The sequence below is a fragment of the Kineosporia corallincola genome, from assembly GCF_018499875.1.
Classification (GTDB): domain Bacteria; phylum Actinomycetota; class Actinomycetes; order Actinomycetales; family Kineosporiaceae; genus Kineosporia; species Kineosporia corallincola.
This window is the reverse complement of sequence record NZ_JAHBAY010000030.1, coordinates 1-9790: the sequence shown is the minus strand read 5'-3', so window position 1 is coordinate 9790 and position 9790 is coordinate 1. Positions and strand designations below refer to the sequence as shown.

Annotated in this window: 8 protein-coding genes; 3 read left to right on the top strand and 5 right to left on the bottom strand. The window is 61.6% G+C overall.

The genetic code is table 11. The features are described from left to right. Positions 1-186 precede the first annotated feature (186 nt). Together KIH74_RS35510 and KIH74_RS35505 are read right to left on the bottom strand one after the other, a co-directional pair. Positions 187-1383, bottom strand: a complete 1197-nt coding sequence (locus KIH74_RS35510) for a hypothetical protein (protein WP_214160849.1) — start codon at positions 1381-1383, stop codon at positions 187-189. A 237-nt stretch (positions 1384-1620) separates the two neighbouring features. Continuing rightward, positions 1621-1818 carry a hypothetical protein gene (locus KIH74_RS35505; protein WP_214160848.1) on the bottom strand — a complete coding sequence of 66 codons (198 nt, stop codon included), beginning with the start codon at positions 1816-1818 and terminating at the stop codon, positions 1621-1623. 473 nt (positions 1819-2291) lie between these two features. On the opposite strand from KIH74_RS35505, the gene KIH74_RS35500 reads away from it, so the two are divergent. Further along, positions 2292-5267: a tetratricopeptide repeat-containing protein gene (locus KIH74_RS35500; RefSeq protein WP_214160847.1), complete on the top strand. Its 2976-nt coding sequence runs from the start codon at positions 2292-2294 to the stop codon at positions 5265-5267. Between the two features lie 346 nt (positions 5268-5613). Here the strand turns inward: KIH74_RS35500 and KIH74_RS35495 are convergent, their stop codons facing one another. The 3 genes from KIH74_RS35495 to KIH74_RS35485 form a co-directional block, all read right to left on the bottom strand. Beyond that, positions 5614-6600, bottom strand: a complete 987-nt coding sequence (locus KIH74_RS35495; RefSeq protein ID WP_214160846.1) for a hypothetical protein — start codon at positions 6598-6600, stop codon at positions 5614-5616. A gap of 302 nt (positions 6601-6902) precedes the next feature. Continuing rightward, on the bottom strand, positions 6903-7613 hold the full coding sequence (locus tag KIH74_RS35490; protein WP_214160845.1) for a hypothetical protein: 711 nt from the start codon (positions 7611-7613) through the stop codon (positions 6903-6905). After that, positions 7610-8002: a hypothetical protein gene (locus tag KIH74_RS35485; protein ID WP_214160844.1), complete on the bottom strand. Its 393-nt coding sequence runs from the start codon at positions 8000-8002 to the stop codon at positions 7610-7612. Before KIH74_RS35485 ends, KIH74_RS35490 begins: the two co-directional genes overlap by 4 nt. A 1042-nt stretch (positions 8003-9044) precedes the next feature. Here KIH74_RS35485 and KIH74_RS35480 point away from each other — a divergent pair. Together KIH74_RS35480 and KIH74_RS35475 are read left to right on the top strand one after the other, a co-directional pair. Beyond that, the gene (locus tag KIH74_RS35480) at positions 9045-9293 is read left to right on the top strand and encodes a type II toxin-antitoxin system Phd/YefM family antitoxin (RefSeq protein ID WP_214160843.1); all 249 of its coding nucleotides are present in this window, start codon (positions 9045-9047) and stop codon (positions 9291-9293) included. Further along, positions 9293-9676: a type II toxin-antitoxin system VapC family toxin gene (locus tag KIH74_RS35475; RefSeq protein ID WP_372492179.1), complete on the top strand. Its 384-nt coding sequence runs from the start codon at positions 9293-9295 to the stop codon at positions 9674-9676. Before KIH74_RS35480 ends, KIH74_RS35475 begins: the two co-directional genes overlap by 1 nt. Positions 9677-9790 lie beyond the last annotated feature (114 nt).

Sequence of the window (9790 nt, the reverse complement as noted above, 5' to 3'; positions counted from 1 at the left end):
ATCCATCGGGCACCTCGCTGCGCGGCCGACCCAACATCATTTTGTATGGGCACGCTCCCGATGGAGAAGGACCAGGGCACTGGTGGCCGCAGTTCCGGACCACCCCCGGCGGGGTGATCAGCGTGCTGAGCAGTGATGACCTGCGCCCGGGCAACAGAACGACGGGATGGCACTACGACGCGCCGGTTAACTACTCTCGATGGAAGCATCGAACCGGTTGGCATCGACCGAGCGATCCCAGTCCACTCGCGAAAGCTCCGTTTTGGTCCAGGTCGAGCACCGGTCTATGACCCAGGGCGCGTGAGACACCACGGCTACCTGGGCGTGTGGGGCGATGCGCTCGATTTGCTCGAACAGATCGACGGTTGGCGCCCCCGGAGCCATGTCGAAAAGCTCGTCCAGCAGGAGGAACGTTGGCTCGATCTGCGAGTGGTATCGGGCATGAAGTGCTGCCAACTCGGTGAGGACCAGCGCTGCCTCGTGACGGCCGAAGAGGTGATGCGGCGGCCCAGAGCGGACTCCGGCGCCAACGCGCTCCACCGTGTACGAGAGCCTCTCCGCAACAACGGTTACCTCTCGGAGTATCTGACTGTGTTCGGGAAGTTCTTCCAAGAGTGCTTGCATGGCAGTCGTATTTAGATCGAACAGTTGACACAGGCGCTGCATGGACGCCAGGTCGCTCCCGTCGGCGGAAGCAATGTGGATGGTCTTGTATGGCCGAGCCACGAACGGGACACGGGAACCGTCGTAGGTTTGCCGGATATTCCCATCGACACTGATGTTCTCGACTTCATGCGGGGCCGGATCGAACCATTTAACCTTGAGCGACAGGTCCGCCCGCCTCGCCATGCTCCTCATGATGTCTGGCCGCGCGACACTTCCAATAAGGCTCGTGAGTACTGTTTTTCCGCTACCGTTCGGACCGGTGATGATGTTACGCATACCCAATTCGAACTGACGGCTGCCGAGAACGGGCGCCGATCGCACGTTGACGCGATCCACGAAGCCGAAACGATCGGTGGGATGACCACCGCAAACCTCGGCGCCTTTACGTGCCTCGTGAAGCCGTTTCCACGCTCGAAGGTCCAAGGCGGAAATGACGTCTCCCTTGGCGGAGTCGATCAACTTTCCGTGGTCGTAACAGCACCAGATGCCGTTCTCGGCTGAACTGCGCTCGCTCGCCGACAGGCCTCCAGTTCCACGAGGGCCGCCCGCAGCTGCCGCGAAGATATGCGCCGCCATGCCGATGTCAACGACCTGACCGGGGCCAGGTCCCGGTCCCGTGGTCAGCCGACCGCAGTTCAACACCGAGCACTGGTATCCAGCTCGCTTGGCCAGAAACTCCTTCGTCGCTTTGGAGAACTCCGCCCGCGGCTCGCTCACGCCTCTTCGCTCCTCCTGGTCCCTCTTCGTTGACAGGATCCTACGAGCTATCGACTTCGCCTGACCGCTCTTGCCGCGCGTCCTTTCAAGTAACGCCCCCCCGGTTCGTCCTTGTCGAGCAACCCAGACATGCGCAGAGCAGCCCTGCCGTTGAGTCACGCGCCGCCTGTCTCATCCGAGACCGGATCTGGCGTGTCAATCTCGGATGTGACGGCGGTTGACATTGCGTTACATGAGTCACGATGGAAGTTGGGATTTCTGTCCCCAGTATGCAGGAAGCTGGACACCGCCGGCGATGAGGTCAGCGTCGGCGCTCATTTCCCGGCTGCCGTCGAACGTCATCCCGGTGTGGACCGGGCCGACGGGCAGAGCGGGCAGCAGGCGCTCCCGTGCCAGGTCCCGCATCGCGATCAGGTCGACAACCTCTGCTTCCATGCACAGTTCCAGCACCTCACTGGGCGGCTGGTGGGGCTCAGGAGCATCAGACGGGAGTGCTCCACCCCGGCGGGAGCCATCCGGAACAGCTCGACCAGCAGGGCCAACGCCTAGGATAGGCGCGCCCACCACGGCCGTGAGCCTGGTACGTGCGTTCCCGGGACCCGACAGAACAGATTGAAGCCAGCCCAGCAGAGCGACAGTCAGTGGCGAGGTCAGAGCCCCCGGGACGCCCTTCCATCATCATTGTCGGTGGTCCCTCGTACAGTCGTCGTGTGGGAAGACCGTGGAGCCGACGACCCGACATCGGGTCGCGGCGACGGCACAGACATCACCGACAGGAGACAACCGGGGCCAGCACAGCGGGGAGGCTCGTGATCAGAACCTGCCGTCCGCACGAAGGTCAGCGGTCGTGACCGTGCATGAGAACGATCGACGGAGCACGCATGACCCCAGGGCAAAGGAGGCGGAGAGTGCCTGACGGCGGCCGGATCGCGGCCAGGGGTTTCCAGTACCAGTATCTGCGGACCCTGGAATCCATGCTCACCCTGATCGGTGATCCACACATCGCAAGCGCCCGGATCGAGGGCCCGGTTCAATCCGACGCCGCCGTGCAGGTGGATGCTGTTGACTTCGATGTACTCGACCACGAAGGCCGCTGTCATCTGGCCGCCCAGGTCAAAGCTCGGTCAGCAGGCGCCACTATGAGCGCAGCGGAAGTTTTCACTGTGGTCGCCTCGTTGACGTCCGACTACGAGGCCGACCAATACCAGCTATTGACCAATGCCACGCCTACCCCGCAAGCGCGTCAGCTCGCTCTTGCCCTCTCTGACGGCAGCGATCCGCACGCCCTGCGCGATGTCCTGACTACGATCTTGGCCGGGGCCCCAAGGCGCCTGACGCAAGTCTCAGATCTCGATGTCATCCAAATGGAGCGGTTGGGCCGATGCCGGGTGCTGTTCGATACCCGGGACGACGCACAGATCCGCCAGACGCTGCGCGAGTACCTCCGTCACTACCGCAATGTCTCGCGACTGGGTATGGGCGAGCAGTCGGCAGCGCTGATGACTGGGTACCTGGTATCGGAGATCTTTCGTCGAGCTGCGGACGAAGGCGAAGCCAGGTTCACCATGGATCAGTTACGGGAGCACCTGCTCATCGAGCCCGAGACACTGGCCCGGACCTTTCGCAACCGCGATTGGGGTGTTCTGGTTGGGTCGATCCCACCGATCCCGGACGTTGCCCGCCCTGAGCTCCTCTCGCAGATCGTCGCCGCCCTGGAACCGGCTGGCCGAGACGAGGTCCGTCGCGTGATCCTGACCGGGCTGTCCGGGATTGGGAAGTCCAGTATCGCTGCCGCCTTCCTCGCCGATCGCTCCGACAGCTACGACTGCCTGTTCTGGATCGACGCCGAGAGCGAAGACTCACTACTGGCCTCATTCCAACGCATCCGCTCATACCTCCAGGGTTCACCCAGGGCCAGTGCCCTCCATGACCCTCCGACCCAGGTCCGCGATGAGGTCCACACCGACCTCAGCCGCCTGCCCGGACGGTGGGCTCTCGTCTTCGACAACGTCGGCGACCACCGAGCGGCCCAGCCATGGATCCCAAAACTCGGACGCGGTGACATAATCGTCACCTCGACCAATGCGATCGCCAGATACGGCAACGCGACCTCCATCACGGTCAGCGCGATGACCGACGCGCAAAGCGCCGACCTCGTAGCCCGACGCCTGCACCTGAGCGCCGCGGAAAGCCGCACCCACCGGCGCGAGATTCAGCGACTCACGGCCGCGCTGGCAAACTGGCCCCTCGCAATGGAATTGGCCACCGGCTACCTCGACAGCTGCGCCATCGCGCTCACCGACGTGGATGGATACCTGAGCGACCTCACGAGCCGCACGCTGTCAGACACCGATTCCCTCCCACCGGCCTACCCCCGGACTCTGGCCGCCGCTTTAGCCCTTAGCATCGACGATCTGGAATCCCGCGCTTTCCCGGAACGAGAAGTGGGAGAGAGATACCTATATGCACGCCTGGCCCACGGCATCCTTCACCTAGGCGCGTTCCTGGCATCCCGGCAGATCCCTGTCCATCTGCTGGGCGGCACAGTACTCGACGACCTGGAAGATGCGGGACACTCTGCACCCATTTTTGTTGACCCGTCCATGTTCCGGATGGGCGAAGTCGTGCGGGAGCTACGACGTTACTCGCTGGTCTCCTACGACCTGGAGATTCCTCCCACCGAGGGCGAACGTGTGCCCGACGTGGACCACACCATCACTATGAATTCCGTTATTCAGGCCCTCTTACGAGACCGCATCGGCCAGACACCCCACACAGCCACAGTCCTAGGCAGCCTGGCCCGTCAGGTCGACCGCTGGCTATCGGCTGCACTAGACCTCAACCGTTTGGAACGAGCCGAGATCCTGTCCACCCACGCGCGAGTTCTCGTTCACCACCTTTTCGATCGAGGCCTGAATCATGAGTGGATCGCTTGTCTGTACGGGAACCTTGCTGCCGCTTACCGCCGTCGAGGCCAGTCAGACATGGCGGAACTCTTGCTCAAGTTCGAATTGATTCTTCTGGGGAAACTTCAGCCGCCTAACCGATTCCTCATCGCGCAGACGCAAGTTCAATTGATTGACATACTTCTTCACACGCCCAGCGCACATTCCCTGACCTACGACGAGGCTGCCCTCAAACTTAACGAGACCCTCCAATACGCGGAGGAGTCAAGTCAAGACGCCTCAGCGGGGTCTATCTATCTGGCATTTGCCGTAAGGGACATGCTCGAAAGGCCGCTGGCGCAGAAGTTCGTGCCATCGGTGCTCTCCGCTCTCAAAACTCGATCACAAAGCATCCTCGAACGGTTTGAGAGCACCCCGCTGATCGACACCATGATGGCCTCACAGAAAGCTGAAGAATTTCTCCGCGACGGCGATTTTCGTCAAGCTGAGCTCTCGTGTCGAGAAGCTTTGGCGTCTCGGTCACTCGTGGGAGCAACGGAAATCGACACCCACAGTAGCCTCATCCAGGCATTGGCCGGGCAAGAGAAATGGGCTGAGGCGAGCATCGCGTTCTCTGAGTTGCGAAGCCTGTACGGCGAAGCTTGCGCCTACCCCTGGATTGTTGAGGAATACTTTTCAAATCTCGGATTGGAGATTTTTGAACCCATTATGAGAGGCCAAGCTGGCCCGCTGGACCTGCTCGCCGAAGTACTCGCCTGGCCGCCAGTCCAGGAGCGTCGAACAAACTCGACCATGAACTTCTGTACCCGTGTCGGACTGTTCACGGCCCTCCACAAGGCGAAGACAGGATACCCACGAGAAGCCCGCTCGATCCTGGACGCGCTGGCAGCAGAGGACCTAGACACAGGAACTGCCGAACAGCGAACCGCCTGGAAAATGATCTGGCAGTTGATCCATGACGACGTCCCCACGTCGTAGTCCAATGCTTCCGACATGCCCCGCTGAAACGACAGAAGGATTCCGAGCTAGCTCGACCCGACCGGACGTCGGGAGGGACGGTCTTGGCCATGTCCCGTCATGAGGGCAAGCCTCGATGTCCGCCTCCAAGCGATCGGCGATCTCAAGGGGTGAGGGCGGGACGCGTCGAATTCCGCGCTGCCTGTCCAACCTGCTGCAGGCAGCAGCACGCCTTTAACCGCTGGGAACGTCTCTTTCCTGCTGGACAAGGCCCGGAAACGACTCGCCGCCGGCCAGTAAGGCATGCCCCTGGTCAGCGACAAGAGAGAATAGGATCGAAAACAGCCCGATGAGAATCGAGTGATCCTTACTCGTGAATGATCGGAGTCAATTCCCCGCCGTCAGGTTCGGGTTCACGGGTCCGGCGGATTTGTCCATGAGATCCGAGGAATTTCATCATTATCTGAATTGCAATGCTTGCTTCCTCATGACTCGGTGCTGCGCCGCGATGAGCGGCGTTGTTCCGGAGACCGTTCAGCCAGGTCAGTCGTTCAACCGAAACGGCGAACTGGAGGTCAGACTCCTTGGCGATTGAGACATAAGTGCCGAGCGCTGTCCGCTCGTTGATCCGCTTTTGTTGATTTTCTGGCAGGTCGGTACGACTACGTACATGTCGGCCGAGGGCGATTTCGAGAGCCGTAGCGGCATCGATGATCGCGCGTCGGTCGGCGCTTCGTCTGTGTGCGGCCCGCGCGTCCCGGCTTAGGATCTCTTCGAGGGGTGGCTCCCTTCCGTCTCGGACATACAGGAGGATGTCGGCCCATTCCTGCTGCTGAAGGGGAATGATGTGAGGCGTGGTGATTTTCATACCCAGGGCGTCGTTGTCGGACGGATCGATGAAGGTCAACCCCGTTCCAACTGCCTCTGCATCGTAGACACGATGATTGGGATCGAGGTCTTGGCCGGTGAGGACTTCGACCCAGGTGCGGACATCGTCGAACCATTGGTTGACGTATTCGGCGAGCTGATGTTCGAGCGTGAACCAGTGTATGTGATCGTAGCTTGGGCCCGTCACCTCAGCTACGGCAATGCGATGAAGTGCAGTTGCCGGGCGAAGCGAATCGGGAATGTGGGCACCATATTCCAGCGCCCACACGATCTGCGGGCCGGACGGGTTAAACTTTTGCTGGATGGCGGGAACATCGGGTGGTCCGCCGACAGGTGGTCGGCCATCAGGCGTCAGGACGTTGAACTTGAGGTCGCCGTAGCCGGTGGGGTAGATCGTGTTGAGGCTGTCGCTCATCAGCCAGATGGGCACCGGAAGTTCAAAGACCGCTACTACGTTGGTGTTCATGATTGTGAGAGACCTTTGATTGAGGCCGATCGGCAGGCCCGACCCAAGGCACGGGTTGCCGTTGCGTCCAAGTGATGTGGGCTACGAAGCGATCAGCGTGAAGCTCGCCATCAGCGTAGTCAGCAGTGCGATGAGCCGTCCAACAAGTATGGTCTTACCGGCTACGTACGATCCCTTCACCATTTTGGTCGCTCACCGCGGATGTCCTGATCTCGTCTGACGTGCGCGGACGGCTTACGGAGAGGCTGCGTCCTGGGCGTGGCGCGCGTCTTGTTGGTCTTCCGGAAGGGGTCCAAGAGTCATCAATCATGACTTGCCTCCATCGGGTTGGTGATGTCGGTCGTGCTTTCCGTCTGGAACTGGCCCCTGGCGCCCTTGGCAGCCGGCTGTCGTGTGACCTTTGCAGGGATGTCCGGTGCACAGATCCGGCAGCGATGCCGGTTCAGCTTCACGGCCGCGGTTCGGTCTAGTGCGGTTGGCCACCGTGCGTCGAGCAGGTCCTCCAGCGCCTGTTGCGGGGTGGCCTCGGCCATCTCTTGTTCTGCGAGCTTGATGATCGTGCGGATTGATGGGCATGTCAGCGTGTGGATCTTCTGGCTCATGCCAGGGGTGATGGCAAAGACGTTGGCTGAATTGTCGAGTTGGGCGTTCCAGCGTTGTCGTTCTCCCAGGATGGTTGCTACGTAGCCGTGGTAGGCCTCGCAGTACGGGCACATTCCCCGTGGAGACGTTGGGTCGCAGAGCGCTTGCTTGGCATGGGCCTCAATCGGCTGACTTCGCTGTGCTGCGGCGGCAGCCAAACCGGCCAGCGCCCCCCGGTGAAAGCGGTCAAGGTCAACGATGGGCGGCTTCAGAAGGGCAGCGCGGTAGCCGATGGTCAGCATCACCTTGGTGAGGGGCTCAACGAAGTTGTAGGAGCGGTGGTCCGGCTCGACAGCGACCTCCCACACTTCCTGTCCCAGAAGTATTCCCTGTTCATAGTCGAGGTCGTTCGTCGGGCGCGGTTCCGTCACGACGGAAGCGTGAGCCGGTAGCTGACGCTGTCGCCATTGCCACGCGTGGCCAGATAGCCGGCAGCCACCAGACGCAGCTGCGAGTCCACGAGGACCCCGAAGGTGAAGCGGTCGTAGGTCAGCGACCAGCTGGAATCGTCATCCTCGTCGCGCATCACCTCGGTCACCTGCTTCTCGTACCAGCTGTCTATCTCGTGGTTCACGATCCGGCCCTGCTTGTCAGCTGCGAGCACGAAGGCGTCGTACAGCACGGAGTCAGTCATCATCGATCGTGTGGCCAGACCCACCTGACGGCCTAGGCTGTCGCATTCGTCTGGCGTGGCGAACCGGCACCCCATCCGGTACTCCCAGCCGTCGTCGTCTCTTGCGAACTCGATCCCCTCGAACATGCCATCAGTCTCGCAGGCGGCCCCGCCACGAGTATGCGACTCACAGGTCCATGACTGGAATGACGTCCCGCCGCAAGCGTGGCCGGGGGCCTTCCGGGCTTCTACGCGCTCAATCGTGAAAGTCTTGGTGCGGCTGTTGCGGGCTGCAGGCGCGGGGGTGGGAGGCGGGTAAGAGCAGGCTTCGTCCGCTGGGGTGCGCCGCCTCCAGTGCGCGATCATTTCCTGCCGTTTGGATCCTGGTCGCCAAGAGATCCGATGCCCGAGCCCAGCGACTGGCTTGGGTAAGCGTTGCAACGGCGGATTCGATCCCTTGCCAGTAGGACGATGCTGTAGCCGAGAGTTACGGGCGCCTGGTTGCCCGCCCTGTAGTCGACATCGGCGTCGGCAGCCTCGCAACCGCGTCCCCTGGATCCTCCGAGCACAACTACCGCCGACCCGTGAGGCCGAGCTCTGCACCCTCAACCCAGATGACTTCCGCGGCCATGAAGACCTGGTCAAGGTGGTCTCCCGGGCGCGAGGCTGACTGCCCGTAGGAGCACCAGATTCAGTTGACGGCCACGCTCTGACTCGCTTCAATAATGGACATGAATCCCTGTTTGATACAGGGATGTAGCGCATGGGGGTTCAAGTCCCCCCTCGGACACAGGGTAACCCTCTTGAAACGGATTCGATCTTCACTGGAAGATCGAATCCGTTTCTCGTTTGGGCTTGGCCGGAGGCCGACGAAGCCAGTCGTTCAGTTCACTTCGCCGACTTCTGCTCCCCTTCGGAGAGGGACAGCGTCTTGTGGTCGCAGGTGATGATGACCTGCCGCTCCTTGAGATGCCGGGCAAGATCCAGGTCCGTATCAGCGTCGCCAGACCCTTCGAGCTGGCCTCGTGACCGCTCCAGGAGTTAGCCCTCTCGGAGTTAAAGTTGCCGGGCTGACCGGTCAGACTGCTTCGCGAGCTGCGATGGCCGTGACGGCAATGAATGATAACCGCTGCGGCTGTTGACAAGGTGAGCCGATTGCCATCGGTAGCACAAGTGCTACCATGTGCTCATGAAAGAGATCGGACTGCGCGATCTTCGTCAGAACGCCAGTGACCTGGTGCGCCGCGCCGAGAACGGAGAGCAGGTCACCGTGACGGTGGCCGGCCGGCCGGCCGCAGTTCTCGGGCCCTTGAGCGGGTCCAGATCTTGGGTCAGCTGGGAACAGATGGCTGACATCTTTCAGCGTCCTGTGGATCCCGACTGGCCAGCTGATCGCGATCTTGTTGATCAGTCCCTGGTCGATCCATGGGAGAAGTGATGGAACGCGGGGTGCTCGACACGAGTGTCCTGATCGCCGAGGGAGTCGAGCCGATCCCCGGACGACTGGCGATCAGCGTGATCAGCATGGCCGAGTTGCAGTTCGGGATCCTGGTCGCCAAGACCTCCGACGCCCGTGCCCAGCGACTGGCCCGGATGAACGCGCTACAGCGGCGATTCGACCCGCTACCTGTCGACGACGCAGTGGCCGAGAGCTATGGGCGCCTAGCCGCCCGGGTGGTCGAGATCGGCCGACAGCCCCGCAGTCGGGTCCTGGATCTGATGATCGCAGCCACCGCGCACGCCCACGAGGCCAAGCTCTACACCCGCAACCCGGACGACTTTCGCGGCCTCGAAGACCTGGTCCAGGTCGTCTCGCTGTGACGAGGCAGGCGCCCAAGGCCAAGTCAGGGACCGGTTGACGACAATGCCCGGGCTCCCTGAATAATGACATGAATCCCTGTTTGATACAGGGATGTAGCGTTCCGGGGCTTGAGT

Bases quoted from the DNA above. Each gene is read 5' to 3' on its own strand.
- KIH74_RS35475 (WP_372492179.1), top strand. From the start codon at position 9,293: ATGGAACGCGGGGTGCTCGACACGAGTGTCCTGATCGCCGAGGGAGTC.
- KIH74_RS35505 (WP_214160848.1), bottom strand. From the start codon at position 1,818: ATGGAAGCAGAGGTTGTCGACCTGATCGCGATGCGGGACCTGGCACGG.
- KIH74_RS35480 (WP_214160843.1), top strand. From the start codon at position 9,045: ATGAAAGAGATCGGACTGCGCGATCTTCGTCAGAACGCCAGTGACCTG.
- KIH74_RS35485 (WP_214160844.1), bottom strand. From the start codon at position 8,002: ATGTTCGAGGGGATCGAGTTCGCAAGAGACGACGACGGCTGGGAGTAC.
- KIH74_RS35495 (WP_214160846.1), bottom strand. From the start codon at position 6,600: ATGAACACCAACGTAGTAGCGGTCTTTGAACTTCCGGTGCCCATCTGG.